Here is a 24,546-nt window from a genome sequence, read left to right on the forward strand (position 1 = left end):
ACCTCCCTAGTTTCATCCTGAGTTAGTTCCTAGCTTGGAGCCGGAAGAATTATAGACCCTCATTACTAACGGGGGAAAACGTTATTCCGTAGGTGCCAGGCGATTGGATATTGAGAAAAACGACCTTGATCCTACTGAGACGAGTATTGATTTCAAACGATTTCCGAGTACGCCAGGAAAGGAGTGGTGGGAATAGTATAGATTTGGGCTAGGTTAACATCAGTTAGTCAATTCATTTTACAGCTTGACTTCTCCGCTGTAATACATAATGGCGAGAAGTATCAGGGGAGGGTACATACACGTTTACTAACTCCCAGCCATGTTTATAAATATAGTTCAGCGCTTCAACTACAGAGGCAAAACGTACCCTTTCATGATCGTTAACGGGCTTCAAGAACTCGCTTGATTTACTAGCAGTATAATTCCGGCCGAAGTCAATCCAGACGCTAGCTTCCCAGGTAGATCGATTAAAGCCAATTAACTCCATGTATTGAATATCGAGACTGTCAACATTAATACTTCCTACAATAATTTGAGCTTTCGCAGTCCCTACGCCTACCAACCAGCAGGTTAAAATGGCTAAAAATATTTTCTTCATGCCCGTGTCGCAAACTAGATCTGACCAGTTGTATAATTTGCTTTATGATAATTTAATTGTAGAGAGCCTAAACAAGCTTCTTTGTAAGCAAGTACTTCATTAGCCGTTCTCTCCTCTTCTAGAGAGGTTCCCTCTTCTCAAGCATGATTTTGATTAACTCCGTGCTCAGAATTGTTGTATAATCGTCCTTGCGATAGCCCAGAAGCCGTTTTTAGCGGTCTTTTACTCGCAATGAAGAGAGCCGACCTACTGATATTCCATTAACATAATAATAGCTTTTACTATCCCCTTTCCAAAGGACAATTGGACATGCTTTTATGGCTTGTATAGGGTGAATGATCTTGAAAAGTTTATTCAACATAAAAACTTTGGCTGTTGCAAAAGTCTAAAAGCTATCGATCCTATACCACAAATGAACTTTTATTGGGCAGAATTTCACTTCAATGCAGAACGCTCAACTAGTTATATTTTCGGTAGACGAGCTGAATCACGCCAATACCGACGTAACATGGTTACATACTCATGCCAGCCCTGCATGTCCTCAGGTTTTTGCGTATAAGCCACAGCGCCCAGTTCGTAGGCTTGTTCAATTTTATCTTCTTCATCCAGGTAACTCAGCATGATGATCGGCACTCGGCCCTTGAAACGCGCCCATAATTCAGGTAATAAGCTTAACCCATCGGCTGATTCACGCAGGTCGATGTCTAAAAGAATGAGTTGAGGAGATTGATCGGATTGCTTATCCAGATACGTAATCGTTTCTTGAACGGATCGAGTATTGGTAAACCGAGCTTCGGGAAACTCCTTTTCCGAAGCTCTCACCAGAAGTTCATAAATGGGCGGTTCATCATCCACCACTAAAATAGCAAAGTACTGACTAGATTGTGCTGACTGCATACGTTAAGATAAAGAAAGTTGGTTAGTAAGTAGCCCGATTTTTTGAATTGATTTCAGCTGAACCATCCTAAGGCCCACGTTGATTGGTCCGGCGGGTTGGAATTTTAGCTAACCTAAACCAGTATAGACGAATCTGTTCGGCCAGTTCGACTAATCCTTGATGTTGCGTCGGTTTGATTAGGAACGTATTCGCTCCTAATTCATAGGATCGGTTAATGTCCTCCTCGTTGTCGGACGTCGTTAATATCAAGATGGGTACGTGGCGATAGTGTGGAGAGTTTTTTAGATGAGAAAGCACCTCAAAACCACCGATCCGGGGCATATTGAGATCTAATAACACCAAGTCAGGAAGGAAGTCTGTACGATCAATATTTTCTAAGACATCAGTACCATCATTAGCAAATCGAAGATTGAAAAGGGGTGAATCCTGCTCAAACGCGGTCTTTAGTAAAAACTGATCATCCTCATCATCGTCGACGATCAAAACATTAAACGTGTTTTTCATTTAACTGAGTGAATTTCATCGGGCTATTAACGTGAGTATACTTTTTGTTCATGGTTAGTGTTTTCCTTTTGGGTTAAATAACATGAAGACATTATTCTCTCCGGATCGCGAACGTGTTGGCTAAAAATAGATAAATACGTATGTCCCAGGTTATTGGATTTAGTTCAATGAAAGGCAGGCATCTTTATCACCGTTTGTCTTGTGACAAAGTCGTTAACCCATTGCTTGTCCTAATGACGCAGGGCGTTCAATTTAACAGTTTTCGCTGAAACGGGTTACTTTTGATAAACACCACTGTCTCGATGTCTTTGAATCCAACCAGTGAGCCTAGATTTCCCATCCTGCTGGTGGAAGATGATCTGGCCATTATTGATATTATTCAACGCGCAACCAGAGCTTGCTTTCCAGAAGCTGATATTATTGCTATCTCCACCTTTGAAGAAGCAGTCGTTTATTTGTATAATCTGGAGGGGAAAGGACCTCGCTTACTTTTATTGGATGTTTTTCTAGATGGCGGTCAAACTGGGTTAGATTTTCTGCAACTGCTTAAAGCTCATCCATTAGGAAAACTGCTGCCGGCGATTGTGTTGTCGCAAAGCGCTCGGCATGTCAAAGACGCCTATCAGTTGGGGGCGGCTGCCTATTTTACCAAGCCATTTTCGTTCCAGGATTGGAAACAGTATATGCTCGATCTTCGCTTGTTTTGGTACGAAACCGCTACACTCCCGCAAACGTATTTCGAAAGACAGCAAGCGCTTCTGCATGGATAGTAAAAGTGGGTAAGCTATTCTCATATCATCCAATCACGGTACCGACCGCTTCCTGCATCATAAGCAGGCGATTAATGCAGCTAAAGCAGCCGGTGTAAAGAGAATTTATGTACACCGGTTTCGATATGAACGATTTGTGGCATAGTGCTATGCCCTTTCTTTCCATACCGCATGCCCAGACCATTGACTACCTGAAGTAGGCAGAGATTAGCGCGCCCATAGCGGCTGGCCTTGAAAATTAGCCTTTTGATAATTCGGTTGCCCGAATTTGAGCCGCTTTGATTCCTGTTACTAATGTGTCTGATAAACCACCGCTTTCAAATGCGCGGAGTGCCGCTTCGGTGGTACCGCCTTTAGAGGCTACTGCTTTAATAAGATCGTCTAGTGATTTATCAGCGTTGTTAATGAGGTGATACGCTCCGAGCATTGTTTGTTTAACCAGCAAAGCCGCCACTGCATCGTCGAACCCCATTTGTTTGCCAGCCTCAATCATCGACTTTACGACGTAATAGAAATAAGCTGGACCGCTACCACTAAGGGCAGTTACGGCATCAATCATGGCTTCATCTTCCAGAAAGATGGATCGACCTGTAGCATTGATTAGATTTTCGATTCTACGTAGGTTGTTGAGGTCCACTTCTTTGGCCGCTGTGAAACCGGTGATGCCCATACCGAGCATGGCAGGTGTATTAGGCATAGCCCGAACAACCAAGGGGTGCCCCAGTTTTTCCTGAATTTGTGCGATTGGGATACCCGCCATGATCGACAAAATCACTTGATTGGGCTGAATAATCTCGCGTAAGGCTTCGTGAACGCTATTAAAATCCTGTGGCTTTACCGACAGAATAATCAAATCCGTTTCGCCAACGTGTGGCCCAATGGTATCAACAACAACGCCCGCTTTTTCAGCTTTCAACGATTCGGAGCGGTCGGCACTTTTTTCGATTAAGAGTAAATCGTCTTTTTTTACAAGGTCATACTGCAAAAACGATTTGGCAAAAGCCATACCCATGTTGCCGCAACCTACAATAGCAATTTTCATAATGGAGGGAGGAGAGGGAGAAAGGAGGAAAGGGACGAAGGAGATGGATGAACCTTTCTCCCCTTCGTCCCTTTCCTCCTTTCTCCCTTTTTCTATTTTACTTGTAAAACTTCTTCTAATTTTTGCTCCAAAGCAGGGCCACGTAGATTTTTGGCGATGATCTTACCGTCTTTGTCAAGCAGGAATGTTGCGGGAATGGCCTGAACGCCGTATTGTTGAGCGGCTGCCGATTGCCAGAATTTCAGATCTGAAACGTGCGTCCAGGTGAGGTTATCATTGCGAATGGCTTTGGTCCAGTTCGCTTTGGCCTGATCGAGCGAGACACTATAAATCGCAAATCCTTTGTCTTTATACTTGTTATACATCCGAACCACATTTGGGTTTTCGGCCCGGCAAGGGCCACACCACGACGCCCAGAAGTCAATCAGAACATATTTGCCACGCAATGACGAAAGTGGAACAGGTGTTCCGGTCGTGTCGTTCAGGGCAATTTCCGGGGCCGGCGCGCCAACCGATACGCCTTTGATTCGGGTTACACGGCCAATCAGCGATTTGGCATGGGGACTATTCGGATTCTCCTTCTCGAACCGTTGGGCCAGCGCATCGTAGGTGGCAAAATCGGTATCGATATTGATGAAGTTCAACGCGAAAAGAGACACTAAAGATGTTCCCATTTCGGGCAACATTGCCTTTACTTTATTGACAACCTCCTGTTCGGCATTCTGATAATCCTGCTCGATCTGGGCAATTTTCTTGTTGTCTTTTTTCTCCGTGGCAGCCGCTACCTGTTTATTCCAATTGGCAACTTTGGCCTCCATTTCGGTACGGAGCGCCATTAGTTTGCCATAATAGTCCATGTTTTTGGAACCAGAGACCGTTGCATGACCCATTTGCCCGGTTTTGGCATCCATCTGAAAACCATCGGCCACCACATTCAGGGTTTCGCCCCCTTCCACCAGCAGGGCCATTTTCTGACCTCCGCCCACGTTAAGCACGAATACCTCACCCCCATCGGCCACTTTGCCGTTGAGCGTGAATGTATTACCCTCAACGATTTTAGTCGAGTCAATTTTATGAGTTGGCTGCGAGTTCGTTTCCAGATAAACGTAACTGCCTGGCGTTGCTTTATTGACTTTGCCCGTAACCGTAAAGGTTTTTGTGCTTTGAGCATTGGCTACGAGGCTGAGCGCCATGAAACCAGCGATACCGAATACTGCGTTTTTCATATGTTCTGTAATGTCTTCGCTAATAACTCATTCACCAATTTAGGGTCAGCAGAGCCTTTCGATTTTTTCATGACCTCGCCAACAAACATGCCCATTAAATTTTTCTTTCCTTTTCGATATTGTTCAACTTTATCGGGCCAGGTAGCCAGTACTTCTTCTACCAACGTTTGCAGTGCATCGGTATTGCGGTTCTGAATGAGTCCGTGTGCTTTTGCTAATTCTTCGGGCGATGCATCGGGCTGCTCAGCCATCAGTGTGAATATTTGCTGAGCCGCCGTTTGACTTACTGTGCCTTTGTCAATTAGGGCAATTAAATCAGCCAATCGTTCGGCCGAAACCGGAAACTGACGATCGCGCAGCGTTTTTTCGTTAAGCTGACCTTTCACCGGACCCATAATCCAGTTTGAGGCAGCTTTATAATTAGTCGTATGCGCACAAACGGCTTCATAATATTCGGCCAATTCTTTGGCATCGGTCAGTAAAGCTGCATCGTAATCAGGCAAACCGTACACCGTCGTAAATTTCTGGTATAAGGCAGCCGGAAGCATTGGCATTCGATCCTGAATATCAGCCAGCCACTCCTCCGAAATAACGACAGGTGTCAGGTCAGGATCAGGGAAATAGCGATAATCATTCATGGTTTCCTTCTCACGCATACCATAGCTGAGACCTGTAGCGGCATCGAACGTACGGGTTTCCTGTATGATGCGTCCGCCTGATTCAGTCAGTTCAACCTGGCGAAGGAATTCACTATCTACTGCGCGCATTACGTTCCGAATCGAGTTCAGGTTTTTAACCTCAACCTTCGTGCCGAGATGTGTTGCGCCTTTGGGACGGATCGAAACATTGACATCGCACCGGAGCGAACCTTCCTCCATGTTCCCGTCGCAGATGTCCAGATACCGAACCAACCGGCGAACTTCGGTTAGATATTGGCCCGCTTCGTCGGCAGTTCGGATGGTTGGGTCCGTCACCATTTCGATCAAAGGTGTTCCGGCTCGGTTATAATCGAGCTGAGTGGCCCATTCATCGCCATCGTGAATGGATTTGCCCGCATCTTCCTCAAGGTGAATATGATGGAGCTGAATGGTTGTTTGGTAAGATTGACCCGTAACGGGGTCTTTCGCTTTAATCGGAATGCCGCCACCCACACAAATCGGTCCTTTATCCTGTGATAACTGATAGCCTTTTGGCAGATCGGGATAAAAATAGTTTTTCCGGGCAAACACATTGTGGCGCGTGATTTCGCTGCCACAGGCTAATCCCATACGAATCGCGTATTCAACCGCTTTGCGATTTAATTTGGGTAAAGTGCCCGGATAGCCGAGTGTAATAGCACTGATATTCGTATTGGGTTCTGCGCCGAATGCATTAGCATCGGCCGCGAAAATTTTGCTTTGCGTAAGCAACTGGCAGTGTACTTCCAGCCCAATTACAGCTTCGTATTTGGACAGAACATCTGGCGAAAGGGTCGCTTCGGCTACCATCGGTAAAAATTAGTGATTTTAGGCAAAGATAGGCAGAAATAAAAACAGCTGACGGTTGCTAACGAGCATTAACTGAATCATGTAAAGATACCGAACAATAAATAGACCAACTTGTAGATGTCTATTTGTTGAATTCATAGTCTAAAGGTTAATAGTATCTTTTTTACCTAGAACGACCTCCTCTGAAAATGGCTACCCAAACTGTTGAACTGGTTCACGAGAAAAATATTTTGGTGGAAAAAAAGTACCACATGAGTTATGACGAATTTGCCGAGAAACACCTCTTTGCGAATTATCCTGTGGTGATTGGAGATGCTTGTGAAGCCTGGTCGGCAAAGAAAAAATTTACGCCCGAGTTCTTCAAGAAATATTACAGCGACCGTGAAGTAACTATCTCCGGAAAAACATACAGCTTAGGGGAATACATTGACTGGATGCTGACAGGCGATGAGACGAATCCTGCTCCTTATCCCTGCACGCTCCAAATTGAGAGTGAATATCCGGAGCTATTACGCGATGTTATGCCTCCGCTCAAATATGCTCAACCAAGTCGCATTGGTAGCAAACTCGTACCTAATCGCTTACTGTCAGGGGCAAACACGCTGGAGATATTTTTTGGCAGTCCGGGTGCTCTGTTCCCCTATGTGCATTACGACTTTATGTGCCTTCACGCGTTCATTACGCAATTGTATGGCGAAAAAGAATTTACAGTAATTCCGCCTGATCAAACGCCATATTTATACCCAACGCCCGGTAATACCTGGGTTTCGCAGGTAAATGATATCTGGAATCCTGATCTGGAAAAATACCCGTTGTTTGCCAAAGCAACGCCCGTTTCGTTTGTGGTTGGACCTGGCGAAACCTTGTTTATCCCTTGTGGCTGGTGGCATACTGCCCGCTCGCTCACACCCACCATATCCGTGGCATTAGATAGCCTGAATGCATCCAACTGGAAGAATTTTATGAATGAAGTCGATATGAATATGCAGAAGCATAGACCCAAACTAGCTAAAGCAGTTCAAACCTACTTATCTGTGGCTGGGGGAGTATTAGGAACACTTGAAAAAGCAGGCGTGCGGGTGTAGTCTAAAGCCAAATCGTTTGAACAGATCGTGATGACTCGATTTTCGGATCGTTTGTAATTAACTCACACCGTAAATAGTAGGCAGTGGCAGCAATGGGCCGGTCATGTAATTCCGGAATATCATTAATCTGGAAACAAGACTTTATGATCTCAAAATTAAGTGGATAGACTTCTATTTTTGGAAAGCGATCGATATAGTCATTAACCATGTCCAATGTTGTATCAATTCGATTTCGTTCAGATAGATAACCAATCTCAGCAAGTACCATTGCGGGTATCACTAATTGCAAATCGCCATCTTCCGCAGACTTGAATAGCTGACGAGAACGCTCTGGCATTCTCCTATTTTCTAACCGGAGAACGAGAGCCATTGTATCAACGACAACCATCATTTATTCAACGGGATATTGCTGTTTGTAATCAGCAAATTCTTCTTCGAGATGCTGTTCTTCGACGAGAGATGCGCCAGAAAACAAGGAATATGGAGGCTGAGCGTATTTGGTCTTCAAAAAAGATACAAAATCGGCGACTTCCTGTAGGAGTTGGGGAGGAAGATCACGGGTTTGTTCGACAATACGCTGTTGAAGCTCTAATGTTGACATAGCTTTTAAACTTAGGGTCAAAGCGCTACTTAAGCAATCAAATATAACAAAAAGTTACGCAAGGGTAAGGCTCCGAAAGGTAGCAAACCGAAAGTTCATTTAGTCTGATTGCTCAAATTACATTCAAGCGATACTTCAGATACGTTTGGGCGAGTAGCGCCAATTTTTGCGGGTTCGGTACGCGGATCCGCTCGTTCTGAATGCGCGAAGCCGGGAGTTGTTTAATCTTGTTGAATAGGGTTTGATAGTAGATGTAAGCCAGATAAACGCCCATTCTGGCTCCTCGTGGCAGATTCATGATGCCAATATAAGCTTCGTTAAAATCGCGCTGAATATCAACTTCGATAAGTTGCTTGACTTCACTGCCAAAGTTGCTGAAATCGACACCGGGGAAATAGGTGCGTCCCCGTTCAACAAAGTCGCTTTTCATGTCGCGCAGAAAATTCACTTTCTGAAAAGCGGCTCCTAACTTTCGGGCTGGTTCGCAAAGACGATTGAATTCAGACAGATTACCTTCACAGAATACCCGCAGGCACATCAAACCCACAACCTCCGCCGACCCATATATATAGTCGTTATAGCCATCTGCATCGTATTCCTGGCAGTACAGATCCATTTCCATACTTTTCAGGAATGCTTCAATAAGCTCATGCTCAATTTTATACTGGCTGACCACCAGTTGAAAGGAGTGTAAAACCGGATTCAGGCTGATGCCTTCTTCGATGGCCTGATAGGTATCGTGCTTAAAGCGTTCGAGCAGCGTCTTTTTGTCGTAATCATGAAACGTATCCACAATTTCGTCGGCATAACGAACAAACCCATAGATGGCGTAGATGGGGAAATGGAATTTACGATCGAGTGTTTTGATACCTAACGTAAACGACGTACTGTAACGCTCGGTCACTAATTTGCTGCATTCCAGTGCGGTTTTATCGAATAAGGCCATCATACATTTTAAGAAGGAAGGGTTACAAGGAAAGGCATGGAGAGAAAAAATATCACTAGCGAAATGACATGTACGACATTTTCGTTGGTCTGGTTTTTTTATCTCTTTTCGGAATGCGGTTCCTAAAACTAAACAAACTCTTTGGCAACTTCATCGGCCACGACCAATCCTGAAATCAGAGAAGGTGGAACACCGGGCCCCGGCACGGTTAGTTGACCGGTGTAGAACAAGTTGTTCACCCTTTTGTTCTTAAGCGATGGCTTTAAAAGTGCTGTTTGTAAAAGCGTATTGGCTAATCCATAGGCATTTCCCCGGAAAGCATTGTAATCAGCTTTAAAATCCCTGTGTGCGTAGCTGCGCTTGAACACGATGTGGCTGCGAATAGCTTCCCCAACGTAAGCTTCGAGTCTATCCATAATCAGGTTGAAATACCGTTCGCGCGTAGCCTCATCGTCGGTAAGGTCAGGAGCGACGGGAATTAACAGAAAGAGGTTTTCGCACCCTTCTGGCGCTACGCTCGGGTCGGTTTTGGATGGGGCCGATGCGTAGAATAGCGGTTTGGTAGGCCAACGGGGCGTTTCATAAATCTCCTGGGCATGGAGTTTGAAATCTTCATCGAAAAAGAGATTGTGATGCTGTAAACGCGGCACTCGCTTATTTACGCCCAAATAAAATAATAGCGATGAGGGTGCCATTACCCGCTTTTGCCAATAGGCATCGCTGTAATTTCGGTTATCGGGATCGACTAAAGCAGTCTCGACATGGTTATAATCTGCCCCGGCCACAACAACATCGGTCTCAAAAATGCCTTTATCCGTAATAACCCGGTGCGCTTTTTTATTGAGTACATCGATTTTTTGTACTGTCTGATTTAACAGAATCTTGACCCCTTTCTCTTCGGCGAGGCTAACCATCGCTTTCACGATTTCGTGCATACCGCCTATCGGGTACCAGGTGCCAAACACCATCTCGGCGTAGTTCATCATGCTATACATGGCGGGGGTGTTTTCGGGAGTGGCCCCTAGAAAAAGCACTGGAAACTCAACTATTTCGAGTAGTTGGGGGTGTTTAAAAAATTTGCGGGCATGCGTTGCAAAAGACTGAAAGACATCCAGTCGTGCTACATCGTAGAGTAATTTCAGACTCAGAAATTCAGTAACCGAGCGGCTTGGTTTCCAGACAAACTTATGCATCCCAACTTCGTATTTATAGGCTGCCTGCTTCAGAAATTCTCGTAGTTTAAGTCCGCTACCTGGTTCTATTTGCTCAAACAGAGCTTCGAGCTTATCGCTACCTGCCGGAAGGTCAACAGATTCGTTGGGGCCGAAAACAACGGAGTAGGAGGGATCGAGCCGAACAAGCTTGTAATAATCAGAAGGCTTTTTGCCGAAGCGAGCAAAATAGGTTTCAAATACATCGGGCATCCAATACCAGCTTGGCCCCATATCGAATGTAAACCCTTGTGCCTGAAAAATACGCGCTCTGCCGCCGGGCATGGAGTTTTTCTCAAGGATGGTAACGTCGTAACCTTTCTCGGCAAGGCTGGTTGCAGCGGCCAGCCCGGCAAAGCCGGCTCCAATAACAAGAACGCGTTGGGGCATTAGTTAGAAAAAAATTGATTGAGTCTGTTAGTAATTGCTTGATGAAGCAATTTGTTTTCGTGAAGCTACCCGAAAATTGCTGAAACTAACGCGCTAAGAGGCCGGATTTACAGGCAAAGACAAAAAATAATAACGATACTCCTGAATTGTTCAGGTAGAAGAGGAATGGTGTGAAGGGCAGTTATTGTGAGGTTAAACTGCTGATTATGAGTCTATTGAAATAAAAAAAAGTTGGGTGGATACCACCCAACTTTTTTGAACCTTCCTCTTTTTTAACCAAAAACTACTCAATCAATATGTCTTAGACGCAGCTTCGTCCAGAAAGTATCGCTTATGCGTTAAAATAAGCGTAAACTTTTAATTGATCTTTCAATTCTTTGCGGGCAATGTGAATCCGATTCTTCACAGTTCCAATGGGGATATTCAGTTTTGCTGCTATTTCGTGGTATTTAAAACCCCGGAAATGCATCATAAACGGTGTTTTATAAGTATCGTCGAGGCCATTCACTGCGCGGTTGATATCATCTTGAGCAAAAGATGAATAGGCCAGATTATCAGTGCTGCTTTCTATTGAGTTTATGTAGTGCAAATTATCAGTCGTATCAATAAAGGTGTTCTTACGAACCATACGCTGATAGTTTGTGATGAATGTGTTTTTCATTATCGTATACAGCCAGGCTTTCAAATTAGTGCCATCTGTGTACTTGTCACGATTGGTGAATGCTTTCAATAGTGTGTCCTGTAATAGGTCGTTCGCATCCTCAACATCTTTCGTAAGACGAAGGGCGAATGGGCGTAACGATTTGGACACTTTGCCAATATGATTAGTAAATTCGAGAGCTGTCATGGCTGTTAAGTTTTTCTGTTGAATCACATCTGCATATCCACTAGACAAAAAAACAACCAGTCTTTTTCGAAATAGAATAAAAGTCTGAATTTGAGATATAAATATTTGATAGTTAAGTATTTATATAACGTTAAATTTGCGTGCCAAACTTTTTTTGCTGATAGCCTCAGTGTGGGGAGTGTGGAATATTTCCCCCATTCTGGGGAATCCACACTGTGGATTTTGTTTAGTTGTTTAACAAAAAAACCTGAACAGGGCTAGGTTGAACCGTAGCCTATATCACTAACAAACGATAATTGGCATAGCCTGAATGAATCTGACTATGCCAATTCGGAAAATAAAACCTTAATTGATATAACAAGTAACCTTAAACGAGTCCTTCCTTTAATAAATCGTGTAGGTGAACAAAGCCATAAACTCGACCTTCTTCGGCAACAATAAGCTGTGTAATATCTCGCTCTTGCATCAACTGTAAAGCTGCTACAGCATACTCATCAGGAGCAACGCAAACGGGGCCAACCGTCATGGCATCTTTAGCACAAAGTTGCCAGAAAGAATCATGTTCATAGGCCACTCGTCTAATATCACCATCCGTAACAATTCCGATTAATAAACCTGCTTCGTCAACCACCGCTGTGGCCCCTAAACGATTGGCCGAAATGGTGAAAATAACGTCTTTGATTTTAGTGTTTGGAAGCACCTGGGGGCACTGATTATGGGGGAAGATATCGGCTACTTTCAGATATAGTTTTTTCCCCAACGACCCACCGGGATGGTAACGCGCGAAATCCTGTCGGGTGAAACCTCTGAGTTCTAAAAGGCTGACAGCCAGGGCATCGCCTAAAGCAAGAGCTACGGTTGTACTGGTTGTAGGAGCCAGATTCAGTGGATCCGCTTCGTGTTCGGCGAAGGCGTGAAGCACATGGTCGGCGTGTTGAGCCAAATACGAATCGCGTGCGCTAACAAGCGCAATTAACCGAACACTCGTTCGCTTCAAAAGTGGTAATAGAACTTTGATTTCGGCCGTATTACCACTCTTCGAAATAATGAGTACCACATCATTATCCTGAATCATGCCTAAGTCGCCATGAATGGCATCGGCTGCGTGCATAAACAGCGAAGGTGTACCCGTCGAGTTCATGGTAGCCACGATTTTCTGACCAATCAGAGCGCTTTTGCCAACCCCCGTTACTACCAAACGCCCTGTTGTGTTTAGTAGCGTTTCTACGGTTGCATCAAATTGGTCGTCAAGTAAATCGACGGCATTACGGATGGCATCAGCTTCGGCCAGGAGTACCGTACGGGCAATAGTCTTAGGATTTTTTATTACTTTCAATGTCAGTTTTGATGAACAGGAAAACTTTGCTGTGTATATTCGCTAACTTTATATAGCAAAGATACGGCAAGCAAATAGAGTAAAGTAACTTTTGTACGATTTGTAGAATGATGCAGGTTGATGAGGCAGTCCACGCGACGCTTAAAGAACGACTGAAAGAAATATTTGGATATAGTCAATTTAGGGGCGAACAGGAAATCATTATTTACAGCATCCTGGCGGGTCGAAACACGTTTGTTATTATGCCTACTGGGGCAGGTAAGTCGCTGTGTTACCAGCTACCTGCTATTGTTAGCGATGGTACAGCAGTTGTTATTTCCCCCTTAATTGCCCTGATGAAAAATCAGGTTGACCAGTTAAACGCCTTTGGAATCAATGCGCAGTTTTTGAATTCGACGCTCTCAAAAGCCGAGATGAATAAGGTCAAAAAGGACACGTTGAATGGTACACTCAAGCTGCTTTATATTGCGCCAGAATCCTTAACGAAGGAAGAGAATTTGGATTTTTTAAAGAAAGCCAACATTTCTTTCGTTGCTATTGACGAAGCTCACTGTATTTCTGAATGGGGGCATGACTTCCGGCCCGAGTATCGAAAAATACGAGGTATTGTCGATAACATTGGCAATTTGCCCGTTATCGCACTGACTGCTACGGCAACGCCCAAAGTACAGCAGGATATTCAGAAAAACCTCCAGATGGAGGACGCCAACCTCTATAAAACCTCGTTCAATCGGAAAAATCTTTACTACGAAATAAAGCCAAAAGTCGACGCCAAAAAGCAGCTTATTAAGTATGTTAAGCAGAACAAAGGCAAGTCGGGTATTATTTATTGCCTTAGCCGGAAAACGGTTGAGGAAATTGCCGAATTACTTAGCGTCAATGACGTAAAGGCGCTTCCTTACCACGCTGGCCTGGACCCACAAACACGGATGCACAATCAGGATGCTTTCCTGAACGAAGATGTTGATGTTGTTTGCGCCACTATTGCATTCGGAATGGGTATTGATAAGCCCGATGTTCGATTCGTAATTCACTACGATGCCCCCAAATCGCTCGAAGGATATTATCAGGAAACGGGCCGTGCAGGACGTGATGGCCTGGAAGGCAATTGTCTGATGTTCTACAGCTACGACGATATTGTTAAGCTGGAGAAGTTCAATAAAGATAAACCCGTTACCGAACGCGATAATGCCAAGCATTTACTGGCCGAAATGGTTTCATACGCAAATCTAGGCGTGTGCCGTCGTCGGCAATTGCTGGGTTATTTCGGGGAGTTTATGGATAAGGATTGCGGTTTTTGCGATAACTGCCTGAAACCGACTGAGAAAATCAAAGTGCAGCATGAAGTGGTTCTGGCTTTGCAAACCGTGTTGCAAACAGAACAACGCTTCGATGTCGCCCATTTGGCCGATGTATTGACCGCGACCAACAATCAGTATGTTACCAGTTATGAGCACGACCGGCTCGCTGTGTATGGTAAAGGGCGTGAATTCAACGAAGACTGTAATTTCTGGTGTTCGCTTATTAAGCAGATCGCTATTTACGGCTATCTCGAAAAAGATGTCGATAACTACGGTATCCTGAAATTGACGCAACGGGGTTTGAATTATATCGAAGACCCATACCCAATTACGCTGGCCAAAGATCATGATTACGAACAGGCCGTTGAAACAAAAGAAGACGACGATAAAGATGCCACGCCATCGTCGGGCGGAGTGGCTTATGATGAAGAGCTGCTTGGGTTACTGAAAGCACTTCGGAAAAAAATTGCTAAAGAGAAAAATTTGCCTCCCTATGTCATCTTCCAGGAGACATCGATGGAGGAAATGGCAACAACGTATCCCACTACGCGCGAAGAAATGGCGCAGATTAACGGTGTGGGTATGGGTAAAGTGCAGAAGTTTGGTCGGCCCTTTATCGACCTGATTTCTAAGTATGTTGAAGAAAATGAGATTGAAACAGCTCAGGATGTAGTTGTTAAATCGACTGTTAATAAATCGAAAGTCAAGATTTTTATCATTCAGCAAATCGACCGGAAAGTTGATCTCGATGAAATAGCCGAGTCGAAATCGTTATCGATGGAGGACTTGATGGAAGAAATTGAGCATATCTGTTACTCGGGTACGCGGCTCAACCTTGATTATTACATCAATCAGGTAATGGATGAAGACCGGCAGGATGAAATTTACGACTACTTCATGCAGGCCGACAGTGATAATATTGCTGTAGCTATGCGCGAATTTGGGGGCGATGATTTCACTGAACAAGATCTGCGCCTAATGCGCATTAAATTCCTGTCGGAAGTAGCAAACTAATTGATTTACGGTTTACGATTTACGGTTTATGATTTTCTGAAGAATGCAGGCAATCAACTCGTAACTCGTAAATCGTAACTCGTAAATCGGTACATGAATATACTAATACTGGGGTCTGGTGGGAGAGAGCACGCCTTTGCGTGGAAATTGGCGCAAAGTCCATTATGTGATAAATTGTTTGTGGCACCGGGTAATGCCGGTACAGCGCAGGTTGCCACTAATTTAGCCGTTAGTTACACTAATTTTTCGGCCGTTGCCGATACAATTCGGGATAACAAAATTGACTTGCTGATTGTAGGTCCAGAAGAGCCTTTGGTGAAAGGGATTGTTGATTTCCTGCGCCAACAGCCTGATTTAGCTAGCTTGCGGATAGTTGGACCCGATGCAAAAGGAGCCCAGCTTGAAGGGAGTAAGGATTTCTCGAAGCAGTTTATGGTACGTTACGGCATTCCAACAGCGGCTTCGCAGACATTTACGGCAGCAACCCTTCAGGAAGGTTTAGCCTATTTGGAAACACATTCGCTGCCAATTGTTTTAAAAGCGGATGGATTAGCTGCCGGAAAGGGAGTTATTATTGCTGAAACGCTGGCCGATGCAAAAACCGCGATGAATGAAATGCTCGACGGGAATAAGTTTGGCGACGCGGGCAGCAAAGTTGTTGTGGAGCAGTTTTTGCGAGGTATTGAATTGTCGGTGTTTGTCTTGTGCGACGGGGAGAACTACAAAATTCTGCCTGAAGCGAAAGATTATAAACGCATCGGCGAAGAAGATACAGGCCCAAATACGGGGGGAATGGGCGCCGTTTCTCCTGTTGTATTTGCCAGTCAGTCATTTCTTCGGAAAGTTGAAGACAAAGTTGTAAAACCAACGCTGGCCGGTTTAAAGCAGGAAGGTATTCATTATCAGGGCTTTATTTTTGTGGGCCTGATGAAAGTAAATGGTGAGCCTTTTGTTATTGAATATAATGCCCGAATGGGCGACCCTGAAACGGAAGTCGTATTACCACGACTTCAGAATGATTTTGTTGAATTAATGGTGGCAACTGCCGACGGAGAACTGGATCAGATTTCGGTTCAAGTCTCTCCTCAAACTGCGGTAACAACCATGCTGGTATCGGGTGGTTATCCTGGTGATTATGTGACCGGTAAAATCATTTCGGAATTAGAGCGTTTAGAAGATGTACTAGCGTTCCATGCCGGAACGTCGGAAAAAAATGGTCATGTGCTGACTAATGGTGGGAGGGTACTGGCGATAACAGCACAGGCCAACTCGCTGGAAAATGCCGTTCGGAAATCGCAGGAAGCGGCCCGATTGGTGCAATTTGACGGGAAACAGTACCGTAAAGATATAGGGCTTGACCTGATTCGGTACTCCGACTAACTGATTTACGGATTACGATGTACGATGTACGATTTTTTCGAGCGTCAGACAATTCGTAATTCGTACGTCGTAAATCATAAATCAATATATGTCATGTAAATCCTGTGCAACCGGTGGGTGCGGAACCCAACGTGGCGCATCCGAGGGTTCCCAGAAGACGGCTACGGCCGGATGCGGAAGTGGTGGATGTAGCACCGGAGGTTGCAATAAATTAAATTCATTTGACTGGCTCAGCGATATTGCGATGCCAGGCCTGAAATACGACGTTGTAGAGGTCAAATTCAAAGGGGGCCGGAAAGAGTATTATCGGAATGTTCACCAGCTTGATTTGACTACCGGCGACTATGTTGTGGTCGAAATGCAATCGGGCTTCCATATTGGAGCCGTTTCATTGCAGGGCGAACTCGTACGATTACAAGTGAAAAAGCGGGCGATTAAGATTAACGATGATACCAAAGTTATTCATCGCCTGGCTACCCCCAAAGATATGGAACGGCATGAACAGGCTGTTCTGCGCGATCTGCCTTCGCTTTATCGTTCCCGCGAAATTGTCCGGGAGTTAAAACTTAACATGAAATTATCTGACGTTGAGTTTCAGTCAGATAACACGAAGGCGACATTTTATTATTCGTCCGAAGAGCGGGTTGATTTTCGGGAGTTAATTAAAATGCTGGCGAGTGAATTCAAGGCTCGCATTGAAATGCGCCAGATTAGTCTGCGTCAGGAAGCGGGACGATTAGGGGGCATTGGTTCCTGTGGACGAGAACTCTGCTGTTCAACCTGGTTGACGGATTTTAAAAATATTGCCACGTCGGCGGCTCGTTATCAGAACTTATCATTGAACCCAGCAAAATTATCGGGTCAGTGTGGACGGCTGAAATGCTGCCTGAACTACGAATTGGATACGTATATGGACGCCCTGCGCGACATTCCGACAATCGAAAAACCGTTGGAAACCCAAAAGGGCCGGGCGTATCTGCAGAAAACCGATATTTTCCGTAAACTGATGTGGTTTGGTTATGGAGCTGAGAGCACCTGGCATCCATTGCCCATTGCCCGAGTACTGGAAATTGTTGAGCTGAATAAAAACGGTATTGTTCCGGAGTCATTTGACTTACTCATGCCAATTGCGGAAAAAGAGCCTGTTACTGCCGCGGCTCTCAATAGCGATTTGCAGAAGCTAGATGCCAAATACACGTCGAAGTCAACGAATAAGAAGAAAAAGAAGAAGCCGCGCGGCCCCGAGGGGAATTCATCCCGTCCTGCCCAAAACGGTAAAGTCTCTTAACAAGAAACCCCGATCTAAGTAGGTCGGGGTTTGTTGTTTTACATGCATTGTGCTATTTCTCGGCTAGAGCGTTTTCGAGCAAGCGGATAATTGACTCCTCGTCTTCTCCGTAAGGTAAATAGGTTGCATAAAAGTTGCCATTTCGATCAATTATGAATTTGGTTGGTAGCGCATTAATGCCATAGGATCGTGAAAGAGAGCGCTCATCAGTACTATTGGCTAAAAGGTGTACTCCCATGAATTTATGCTTCCGTAAAGAATTTATCCATTTGTCCTTATCTTTTGGTTTATCAACCGAAACGTATAATAAGGCCAAGTCCGAATGATTTTTTAGCCTCTTTTCTCCGTTTTTGAGTCGCTCCATTTCTTCCATACAAGCTCCGCACCAGTGCGCCCAGAAGTCTAGATAAATAACTTTTCCTCTATAATCGCTCAGGCGAATTTGTTTGCCTGTTGAATCAGGTAATGAAAAGTCGAAGGCTGGCTTGCCTTTCGAGAGGGCAGCTTTGAAATTTTTAATGAGCCTTTTGTTTTGTTCTTCTAATTCAGCAACGGCTGTGCTTGGGAATTCTTTTTCGACTTGCTCTCGTAACGATTTCGGAAAATTCTCGCCAACTATGTCACTGTGCAAACCTGATAGTGGATCATACCAAAACCCAAGAGGAGGAATATGTAAAGTGGCTTTTGTGTGCCCCACACTAATGCTTTGCGACGCCAGCCATTGTTGCCGTTGCTTCGGAAGAATTAACCGATTTGATAAGAGTGTATCATTTAGCTTGATGCGCTTTTTATCGAAGGCGAGTATGTTACCAGATAGTTTAGTTAATCGCCCTTGTTCATCTCGATCAACATCTGGTTTAAAGAAAATACTGTGATCTAGTAACGCTTGGCTTAGTATGTGAAAAGTAAGGCTGTCCATTGCGGGAGTTACAACCCAATATATGACGCTGTCCTGCTTTACTACATAGGGTGATGTTACCTGCTCCGCTTTTTGCTGACAGGAAAATACAATACTGAGTAGTGCAATGACTAAGTATCGCATAGAGCGTATGTTAAAAATCGCCGGAATAAAATGGACTGAAGACGTAATAGCTACTATCTCGTTTAGCCCGTTTGGGCGTTGTTTGAATATTCAACTCGAAGCGAGGCAAAGGATTATCGGCGCGGAACCATGCCCGGTAAGATCGTTCCTTGGTATAGAGCCGAGCTACTTCGCGGACATGAACCGTTTTTACATCAGCAGGAGTAGCTGGTAAGTTATTGATAAAGATATCCGTCGTTTTCGCGAAGTCGTCATATACTTTCAGGTGTTCGTCCTGCGTCCGTTCGACCAGTGCGTTTTTGTTGTGAAAAAACGTGGCTTCGAGCAATTGATTCATGTTAAAAGAGAAACTCTCGCCAAGCGGATATTGAGAAACAGCCGCTGCCTGCAACAACGTAAAGAATTGCTTACGAAATACATCAAATGGAATGGGTTGCTGGCTAGTCTGAACAATAATCTGATAGGGTTTGGCTTTGGTATCGGCGTTTGCCATATTTTCCCATTGATGCATCACGAATAATTCACTGACAAACTCCGGCGAAAGTTTTTCTAAGGCTTCAACTGACACTTCCTGTCCGTCGATATATACTGCCGATTCGTACTTGTAGTCATCTGGAAGAATGAATTTATTCCCCTTCAAATGCAATACAACGGGCTTACTTTCAGTAACGACTGTACCGAGCTTATTTTGAAATAAAGCAAGATGCCGATACCACGTTCCTTTATCTTCTAAATCTAAGACCATTGCCCGCGTTGGACTGCTGGCAGGAAGCGTGTGTGGACGCGAAGTTTGCTCCCCTTGTTTGTCTGTATACCGACAGGCCAGACCCATTGTACCTATTAAGATTGCCCAAAGTGTATACCGCCACCAGGCTGATGAGCCCGAACGATGATTGTTCATCATACTGACACGCTGGCGCAGCGTTGGACCACTGAACTGATTGGTGAAGGAGTACATAATCAGAGTCTTTACAGCTTATTGCAAAGGTTTTTACTCGGGTAGCTGGGGATACTATGATCCGTTAAAATGACTTAGCCCAACTGACTACCCCGTTGATAGGCTTACTTTAATCAGGTTGTACTGATACGAACGGGCATCAACTCCTTCGGCCAATACGGCTCGGTCGGCACTGAATTCGAGGGTTTGATGGAGCAATTGCCGGAATAGGTAAGCCGCCGGATTGAACCAGAAAACAATACAGACCAGCTCCGCTCCCAGCATGTCGAAACTGTGTCGATCTCGTACGTGCACGCGCTCGTGTCTGAGAATCTGCTCCAGTTCGTCGGGTGCATGGTAATTGGGATTCAGGACAACCCAGTTAAAAAAGGAGAAAGGCGAGGTAGTGTTCTCGTTGCGAACTAACGTAAAGTCATCGTAGAGCTCATGCGTCGATTTTCGGATAAGTCGTCGCAAGGAGAATAGCTGAATACCAAATCGAATAATTAATACAAAAACCCCGCTTATATAGAATAATAAGAGTCCAATTGGCCATGACCACGTAAATTTTGCGGGCGCATGCCGGAACAGCTTATATGTCTTTTTATCTGGAAACGTGATGGTTACTTCCGGTTGATTAGATGCTAAATTGGGCAAAACCCTTGGAACAATTACCTGTGCTGTCCTGTGCATCACGGTTCGTACGCGTTCTGGCCGCCAATCGGGGAGTTTAAGTAAGGGGAGGAACAAAGCACCAGCTAAACCTAACCACAGAGCCAATCGGTTGGCGCTAAAAAACGTTTCACGTCGAAGTAAAACGTAATAAGCAATACTGACAATAGCCAGAAGTGCATTCACCAATACAGCGTAGCGTAAAATTTCCATGGTTAAGGGGTGTGGAAAAGAGTTGGCTAGAAGTAGTCAAGTGTGGACAAGGATGGTCATCGTACTCGTGATCAATAGACCTGACCATGCTTGACTACTTTGGGCTACTCATGTCTATTTTTTCTCGATCATGGCCAGAATCTCGCGCAGCTCATCGGCCGAAATCTTCTCATTCTTAGCAAAATAACTGACGAGGTTCTTGTACGAATTATCGAAATACTCATCCACCACCTTCGTCAAAACAAACCGATTCTGGTAGGCTTCCTTTGTGATTATAGGATAGTATTCATGAGTATTGCCATAGGCTTTATGGCCCACGTATCCTTTTTCTTCGAGATTACGAACAATAGTCGAAACGGTGTTATAATGCAGTGGAGGGTCCGTAAACTGCGGAACCATGTCTTTAACATACCCTTGCTCCATTTTCCAGAGCACCTGCATTACTTCTTCTTCCTTCGCTGTTAACTTTTCCATAAGACAAACCTATAACTATTTATATCGTTTGCAAACTATTTGAGTAGTTTTTTATCGTTTGAAAAGCCAGCGGTACCGTTGTAGCTTTGTACATTATTCGGCACGAGGTTTATGAAACAATTGGGATTGGTAGTATTGATCGTCTGGCTATTTGCCGGCTGCGATACAAATGCGGTATATAAAGAGTACACCGATATCGATGATGGAAAGTGGTACATCAAAAACGCACCGTCGTTTACGTTCGAGATCACGGATACATCGGTTCCCTACAATATCTACTATAACCTCCGCAACAGCCTGTCGTATGGCTACTATAATCTGTATCTGACTCGTTACCTGCGCGATGCAAGTGGTAAAGAGCTGGAATCTCGTCTGGATGAGCTGATTTTGATGGACCCCAAAACCGGGAAACCTAACGGCGATGGATTAGGGGACTTGTTTGATCACAAGGTTTTGATGAAACACAACTACCGATTCCCGAAGCCTGGAAAATACACCGTCCAGATCAAGCAATATATGCGTCAGGACCCCTTGCTTAATATTCTGAGTGTAGGAATTACGGTTGAAAAAGCCGTATCTACCAATTAATTCGCCGAATTTGCTGCCAATGGTTTTCGACTTTCTGCGCAAAAATCGTTTTTTCTTCCTGGCCTACCTGCTTGTCTTACTCGTAGTGGGTCTGTTGCAAGTGGTTTACACTCAGACACAGTTAATGCAGTGGGTCAATGCCCGGAATAGCTCACTAGCCGATCAGTTATTTCCCTACATTACCTATATGGGCGACGGCGCATTTTTTGTGCTTGTTTGCCTGATTATGTTGATTTATAAGTGGCGCATCGGCTTGATGGGCTTCGCCAGTTTTGCACTTTCCTCACTTACATCGGAGTTTTTTAAGAAGATTATTTTTAATGGATCTCCCCGGCCGCTGAAATTTTTTGAGCATTCAACCTTTGAGTACCACATCATTAAAGGGTTGGATATTCATAGCTACAACAGCTTTCCATCGGGACATACAACCACGGCTTTTGCGGTATTTGGCCTACTGGCGTTTCTGGATAAGCAAAAGGAGAGAGGTATTATTTATCTGCTTTTGGGCGTTCTGGCGGGTTATTCGCGGGTTTATTTGTTTCAGCATTTTGTTGAAGATACCTACGCTGGTTCGTTGATTGGGACGATTTCGTCGGTTATTATTTATTTATTGATGTACCGCTGGGTAACGAATAAAGAAAATATAGCCGGGAATTAGGGGCTCTTTTGTCTATCTTTGTTTAGTGCTCTGCCGAACCATTGCCCAAGCGGAGCCGTTACTTCATTACTGACTACAATCAACGTGCATCGACAAACTCTCTCATGAGCGACGCCATTAAGCATGAGTGCGGTATAGCCTTAATCCGGCTCCGCAAACCGTACCAATATTACATAGATAAGTACGGAACGGCTCTTTATGGAGCCAACAAACTCTACCTGCTCATGGAAAAGCAGGTTAACCGAGGCCAGGACGGTGCCGGTATCGCCAATATAAAAATTGATGTTCCGGCCGGTAGCCGTTATATCAGCCGATATCGATCAGTTGATCAGCGACCTGTAACGGACATCTTCGAAAAAGTCAATAAGAAATTCCGTAAAGCCCTCAAAGGCAACAAAGACAAAGCTAAGGATGCAAAATGGCTCCAGGAAAACATTGCCTTTACGGGCGAAGTCTGGATGGGCCACCTTCGATATGGCACACACGGTGCCAACGAAATCGAAAACTGTCATCCAATGCTTCGGCAAAGTAACTGGCGGAGCCGTAATCTGGTGGTAGCGGGTAATTTCAACATGACGAATGTTGATGACCTGTTCAAAAAACTGGTTTCGCTGGGTCAACATCCCAAGGATAAAGTTGACACGATTACGGTGATGGAAAAAATCGGACACTTTCTGGACGAAGAGAACCAGCGCGTATTCGAACGTTTTAAAGGGATCTATGAAAACCCGGATTTGTCGGATATTATTGAAGATAATCTGGACCTTCAGCGTGTTTTGCACCGTTCTTGTCGTGATTTCGACGGTGGATACGCCATGGTAGGCATGACAGGTTATGGTGCCGCATTCGTTGCTCGTGATCCAGCTGGTATTCGGCCTGCCTATTATTATGCCGACGACGAAGTAGTTGTCGTTGCTTCGGAGAAACCGGCTATCAAAACTGCCTTCAACGTCGATTATAGTGCTATTCAGGAAGTGAAACCTGGGCATGCGCTCATTGTCGATAAATATGGTGAGTATGCAGAGCAGGAGTTCGTTACACCCATTGAAAAGAAATCGTGCAGTTTCGAGCGGATTTATTTCTCGCGGGCTACCGATCCAGATATCTACAACGAGCGTAAGGCATTGGGTAAACTGCTGATTCCGCAGATTCTCAAAGAAATTGACTACGATCTCGAAAACACTGTTTTCTCCTATATACCGAACACAGCCGAAACTGCCTTCTTTGGCATGGTTGAGGGTCTGGAAGAATACCTCTATAAACAACGCAAAAAAGCGATTATGGAAGGAATTCTGTTCGAGGAAGAGCTGGATCGGGTACTTTCGTTTAGGCCTCGAATTGAAAAGCTGGTCGCCAAAGACGTAAAACTCCGAACGTTCATCACCGACGATTCGCAGCGGGATGATATGGTGTCGCATGTATACGACACTACGTTTGAGGTCATCAAAAAAGGCCAGGACAACGTCGTTGTGGTCGATGACTCGATTGTGCGGGGAACTACGCTCGAGAAAAGTATCCTGCGTATGCTGGATCGGCTAGGCCCTAAAAAGATCATTATTGTTTCGTCGGCTCCTCAGATTCGCTTCCCAGACTGTTACGGCATCGATATGTCGAAGTTCAAGGAGTTTATTGGCTTCCGGGCTGCGCTCGAATTACTTCGGGAGCGGGGTATGGACGATTTGCTGGATGAAGTTTATGCTCAGTGCGTGGCAGCAATTGAGTCGGGCAATGCCAATCAACAGAACTATGTAAAGGCTCTGTTTGATCCCTTTACACACGAAGAATTATCTAAAAAAGTAGCGCAAATTGTTACACCATCTGATCTGAAAGCCGAAGTAGCGGTTGTTTATCAGACGGTTGAAAATTTACATAAAGCCTGTCCTAACCATTCGGGCGACTGGTATTTTACGGGTAACTACCCAACCCCCGGTGGCAATGTAGTGGTCAACAAAGCCTTTGTGAACTTCATGGAAGGGAAATTGGTAAGAGCCTATTAGCCCTTTTAGTAAAAAGTAAAGTGGGTGGAGTACGTGAAGTT

At 44.7% G+C, this 24,546-nt stretch carries 24 protein-coding genes; 8 read left to right on the top strand and 16 right to left on the bottom strand.

Features of this window, described 5'->3' with window-relative positions; translation table 11 throughout:
- Positions 1-232: 232 nt before the first annotated feature.
- From ACYVGR_RS19485 to ACYVGR_RS19495, 3 genes are all read right to left on the bottom strand, one after another.
- Positions 233-598, bottom strand: coding sequence for a hypothetical protein (locus ACYVGR_RS19485; RefSeq protein ID WP_460959721.1), 366 nt, complete (start codon positions 596-598; stop codon positions 233-235).
- Positions 599-1,060: 462 nt separating this feature from the next.
- A complete protein-coding gene (locus ACYVGR_RS19490) occupies positions 1,061-1,495 on the bottom strand; it encodes a response regulator (RefSeq protein WP_460959723.1) in 435 nt (144 codons plus the stop codon).
- Positions 1,496-1,562: 67 nt separating this feature from the next.
- Positions 1,563-2,000, bottom strand: a complete 438-nt coding sequence (locus ACYVGR_RS19495; RefSeq protein ID WP_460959725.1) for a response regulator — start codon at positions 1,998-2,000, stop codon at positions 1,563-1,565.
- 302 nt (positions 2,001-2,302) lie between these two features.
- On the opposite strand from ACYVGR_RS19495, the gene ACYVGR_RS19500 reads away from it, so the two are divergent.
- Complete coding sequence (locus ACYVGR_RS19500) at positions 2,303-2,770, top strand: response regulator (protein WP_460959727.1); 468 nt, start codon at positions 2,303-2,305, stop codon at positions 2,768-2,770.
- Positions 2,771-3,008: 238 nt separating this feature from the next.
- Here the strand turns inward: ACYVGR_RS19500 and proC are convergent, their stop codons facing one another.
- The 3 genes from proC to gatB form a co-directional block, all read right to left on the bottom strand.
- Positions 3,009-3,812 carry a pyrroline-5-carboxylate reductase gene (gene proC / locus ACYVGR_RS19505; RefSeq protein ID WP_460959729.1) on the bottom strand — a complete coding sequence of 268 codons (804 nt, stop codon included), beginning with the start codon at positions 3,810-3,812 and terminating at the stop codon, positions 3,009-3,011.
- Positions 3,813-3,904: 92 nt separating this feature from the next.
- Positions 3,905-5,038, bottom strand: a complete 1,134-nt coding sequence (locus ACYVGR_RS19510; protein WP_460959730.1) for a redoxin domain-containing protein — start codon at positions 5,036-5,038, stop codon at positions 3,905-3,907.
- Positions 5,035-6,525, bottom strand: coding sequence for an Asp-tRNA(Asn)/Glu-tRNA(Gln) amidotransferase subunit GatB (gene gatB / locus ACYVGR_RS19515; protein ID WP_460959732.1), 1,491 nt, complete (start codon positions 6,523-6,525; stop codon positions 5,035-5,037). Before gatB ends, ACYVGR_RS19510 begins: the two co-directional genes overlap by 4 nt.
- A gap of 188 nt (positions 6,526-6,713) precedes the next feature.
- On the opposite strand from gatB, the gene ACYVGR_RS19520 reads away from it, so the two are divergent.
- Positions 6,714-7,610 carry a cupin-like domain-containing protein gene (locus ACYVGR_RS19520; protein ID WP_460959734.1) on the top strand — a complete coding sequence of 299 codons (897 nt, stop codon included), beginning with the start codon at positions 6,714-6,716 and terminating at the stop codon, positions 7,608-7,610.
- A gap of 1 nt (position 7,611) precedes the next feature.
- Here the strand turns inward: ACYVGR_RS19520 and ACYVGR_RS19525 are convergent, their stop codons facing one another.
- The 6 genes from ACYVGR_RS19525 to ACYVGR_RS19550 form a co-directional block, all read right to left on the bottom strand.
- Positions 7,612-8,001 (bottom strand): type II toxin-antitoxin system VapC family toxin, encoded by a 390-nt coding sequence (locus ACYVGR_RS19525; RefSeq protein ID WP_460959736.1) that lies wholly within the window; start codon positions 7,999-8,001, stop codon positions 7,612-7,614.
- Positions 8,002-8,211 carry a hypothetical protein gene (locus ACYVGR_RS19530; protein WP_460959738.1) on the bottom strand — a complete coding sequence of 70 codons (210 nt, stop codon included), beginning with the start codon at positions 8,209-8,211 and terminating at the stop codon, positions 8,002-8,004. It abuts the gene before it with no gap.
- Between the two features lie 112 nt (positions 8,212-8,323).
- Positions 8,324-9,160 carry a phytoene/squalene synthase family protein gene (locus ACYVGR_RS19535; RefSeq protein ID WP_460959740.1) on the bottom strand — a complete coding sequence of 279 codons (837 nt, stop codon included), beginning with the start codon at positions 9,158-9,160 and terminating at the stop codon, positions 8,324-8,326.
- Positions 9,161-9,285: 125 nt separating this feature from the next.
- Positions 9,286-10,758, bottom strand: coding sequence for a phytoene desaturase family protein (locus ACYVGR_RS19540; RefSeq protein ID WP_460959742.1), 1,473 nt, complete (start codon positions 10,756-10,758; stop codon positions 9,286-9,288).
- A 331-nt stretch (positions 10,759-11,089) separates the two neighbouring features.
- On the bottom strand, positions 11,090-11,605 hold the full coding sequence (locus tag ACYVGR_RS19545; RefSeq protein WP_111347040.1) for an RNA polymerase sigma factor: 516 nt from the start codon (positions 11,603-11,605) through the stop codon (positions 11,090-11,092).
- 367 nt (positions 11,606-11,972) lie between these two features.
- On the bottom strand, positions 11,973-12,941 hold the full coding sequence (locus ACYVGR_RS19550) for a KpsF/GutQ family sugar-phosphate isomerase (RefSeq protein ID WP_460959745.1): 969 nt from the start codon (positions 12,939-12,941) through the stop codon (positions 11,973-11,975).
- 107 nt (positions 12,942-13,048) lie between these two features.
- Between ACYVGR_RS19550 and recQ the strand changes: the two genes are divergently transcribed.
- The 3 genes from recQ (at position 13,049) to ACYVGR_RS19565 (ending at position 17,924) form a co-directional block, all read left to right on the top strand.
- Entirely contained in the window at positions 13,049-15,256 is a 2,208-nt protein-coding gene (gene recQ / locus ACYVGR_RS19555; RefSeq protein ID WP_460959747.1) for a DNA helicase RecQ, read from the top strand.
- Positions 15,257-15,349: 93 nt separating this feature from the next.
- The gene (purD, locus tag ACYVGR_RS19560) at positions 15,350-16,636 is read left to right on the top strand and encodes a phosphoribosylamine--glycine ligase (protein ID WP_460959749.1); all 1,287 of its coding nucleotides are present in this window, start codon (positions 15,350-15,352) and stop codon (positions 16,634-16,636) included.
- Positions 16,637-16,724: 88 nt separating this feature from the next.
- A complete protein-coding gene (locus ACYVGR_RS19565; RefSeq protein ID WP_460959751.1) occupies positions 16,725-17,924 on the top strand; it encodes a PSP1 domain-containing protein in 1,200 nt (399 codons plus the stop codon).
- Positions 17,925-17,976: 52 nt separating this feature from the next.
- Here ACYVGR_RS19565 and ACYVGR_RS19570 read toward each other — a convergent pair whose 3' ends face one another.
- The 4 genes from ACYVGR_RS19570 to ACYVGR_RS19585 form a co-directional block, all read right to left on the bottom strand.
- Positions 17,977-18,966 carry a TlpA family protein disulfide reductase gene (locus ACYVGR_RS19570; protein ID WP_460959753.1) on the bottom strand — a complete coding sequence of 330 codons (990 nt, stop codon included), beginning with the start codon at positions 18,964-18,966 and terminating at the stop codon, positions 17,977-17,979.
- Between the two features lie 10 nt (positions 18,967-18,976).
- On the bottom strand, positions 18,977-19,924 hold the full coding sequence (locus ACYVGR_RS19575) for a hypothetical protein (RefSeq protein WP_460959755.1): 948 nt from the start codon (positions 19,922-19,924) through the stop codon (positions 18,977-18,979).
- A gap of 87 nt (positions 19,925-20,011) precedes the next feature.
- Positions 20,012-20,788: a M56 family metallopeptidase gene (locus ACYVGR_RS19580; protein WP_460959757.1), complete on the bottom strand. Its 777-nt coding sequence runs from the start codon at positions 20,786-20,788 to the stop codon at positions 20,012-20,014.
- 114 nt (positions 20,789-20,902) lie between these two features.
- Entirely contained in the window at positions 20,903-21,262 is a 360-nt protein-coding gene (locus ACYVGR_RS19585; protein ID WP_182460116.1) for a BlaI/MecI/CopY family transcriptional regulator, read from the bottom strand.
- A 111-nt stretch (positions 21,263-21,373) separates the two neighbouring features.
- Between ACYVGR_RS19585 and ACYVGR_RS19590 the strand changes: the two genes are divergently transcribed.
- The 3 genes from ACYVGR_RS19590 (at position 21,374) to ACYVGR_RS19600 (ending at position 24,505) form a co-directional block, all read left to right on the top strand.
- Positions 21,374-21,850 carry a gliding motility lipoprotein GldH gene (locus ACYVGR_RS19590; protein WP_460959760.1) on the top strand — a complete coding sequence of 159 codons (477 nt, stop codon included), beginning with the start codon at positions 21,374-21,376 and terminating at the stop codon, positions 21,848-21,850.
- A gap of 19 nt (positions 21,851-21,869) precedes the next feature.
- Positions 21,870-22,508 (top strand): phosphatase PAP2 family protein, encoded by a 639-nt coding sequence (locus ACYVGR_RS19595; protein ID WP_460959762.1) that lies wholly within the window; start codon positions 21,870-21,872, stop codon positions 22,506-22,508.
- A gap of 104 nt (positions 22,509-22,612) precedes the next feature.
- A complete protein-coding gene (locus ACYVGR_RS19600; protein WP_460959764.1) occupies positions 22,613-24,505 on the top strand; it encodes an amidophosphoribosyltransferase in 1,893 nt (630 codons plus the stop codon).
- Positions 24,506-24,546: the final 41 nt, after the last annotated feature.

The organism is Spirosoma litoris (genome assembly GCF_054776755.1).

Coding starts and splice junctions, on each gene's coding strand:
- ACYVGR_RS19485 (WP_460959721.1), bottom strand. CDS start 598: ATGAAGAAAATATTTTTAGCCATTTTAACCTGCTGGTTGGTAGGCGTA.
- ACYVGR_RS19490 (WP_460959723.1), bottom strand. CDS start 1,495: ATGCAGTCAGCACAATCTAGTCAGTACTTTGCTATTTTAGTGGTGGAT.
- ACYVGR_RS19495 (WP_460959725.1), bottom strand. CDS start 2,000: ATGAAAAACACGTTTAATGTTTTGATCGTCGACGATGATGAGGATGAT.
- ACYVGR_RS19500 (WP_460959727.1), top strand. CDS start 2,303: ATGTCTTTGAATCCAACCAGTGAGCCTAGATTTCCCATCCTGCTGGTG.
- proC (WP_460959729.1), bottom strand. CDS start 3,812: ATGAAAATTGCTATTGTAGGTTGCGGCAACATGGGTATGGCTTTTGCC.
- ACYVGR_RS19510 (WP_460959730.1), bottom strand. CDS start 5,038: ATGAAAAACGCAGTATTCGGTATCGCTGGTTTCATGGCGCTCAGCCTC.
- gatB (WP_460959732.1), bottom strand. CDS start 6,525: ATGGTAGCCGAAGCGACCCTTTCGCCAGATGTTCTGTCCAAATACGAA.
- ACYVGR_RS19520 (WP_460959734.1), top strand. CDS start 6,714: ATGGCTACCCAAACTGTTGAACTGGTTCACGAGAAAAATATTTTGGTG.
- ACYVGR_RS19525 (WP_460959736.1), bottom strand. CDS start 8,001: ATGATGGTTGTCGTTGATACAATGGCTCTCGTTCTCCGGTTAGAAAAT.
- ACYVGR_RS19530 (WP_460959738.1), bottom strand. CDS start 8,211: ATGTCAACATTAGAGCTTCAACAGCGTATTGTCGAACAAACCCGTGAT.
- ACYVGR_RS19535 (WP_460959740.1), bottom strand. CDS start 9,160: ATGATGGCCTTATTCGATAAAACCGCACTGGAATGCAGCAAATTAGTG.
- ACYVGR_RS19540 (WP_460959742.1), bottom strand. CDS start 10,758: ATGCCCCAACGCGTTCTTGTTATTGGAGCCGGCTTTGCCGGGCTGGCC.
- ACYVGR_RS19545 (WP_111347040.1), bottom strand. CDS start 11,605: ATGACAGCTCTCGAATTTACTAATCATATTGGCAAAGTGTCCAAATCG.
- recQ (WP_460959747.1), top strand. CDS start 13,049: ATGATGCAGGTTGATGAGGCAGTCCACGCGACGCTTAAAGAACGACTG.
- purD (WP_460959749.1), top strand. CDS start 15,350: ATGAATATACTAATACTGGGGTCTGGTGGGAGAGAGCACGCCTTTGCG.
- ACYVGR_RS19565 (WP_460959751.1), top strand. CDS start 16,725: ATGTCATGTAAATCCTGTGCAACCGGTGGGTGCGGAACCCAACGTGGC.
- ACYVGR_RS19570 (WP_460959753.1), bottom strand. CDS start 18,966: ATGCGATACTTAGTCATTGCACTACTCAGTATTGTATTTTCCTGTCAG.
- ACYVGR_RS19575 (WP_460959755.1), bottom strand. CDS start 19,924: ATGTACTCCTTCACCAATCAGTTCAGTGGTCCAACGCTGCGCCAGCGT.
- ACYVGR_RS19580 (WP_460959757.1), bottom strand. CDS start 20,788: ATGGAAATTTTACGCTACGCTGTATTGGTGAATGCACTTCTGGCTATT.
- ACYVGR_RS19585 (WP_182460116.1), bottom strand. CDS start 21,262: ATGGAAAAGTTAACAGCGAAGGAAGAAGAAGTAATGCAGGTGCTCTGG.
- ACYVGR_RS19590 (WP_460959760.1), top strand. CDS start 21,374: ATGAAACAATTGGGATTGGTAGTATTGATCGTCTGGCTATTTGCCGGC.
- ACYVGR_RS19595 (WP_460959762.1), top strand. CDS start 21,870: ATGGTTTTCGACTTTCTGCGCAAAAATCGTTTTTTCTTCCTGGCCTAC.
- ACYVGR_RS19600 (WP_460959764.1), top strand. CDS start 22,613: ATGAGCGACGCCATTAAGCATGAGTGCGGTATAGCCTTAATCCGGCTC.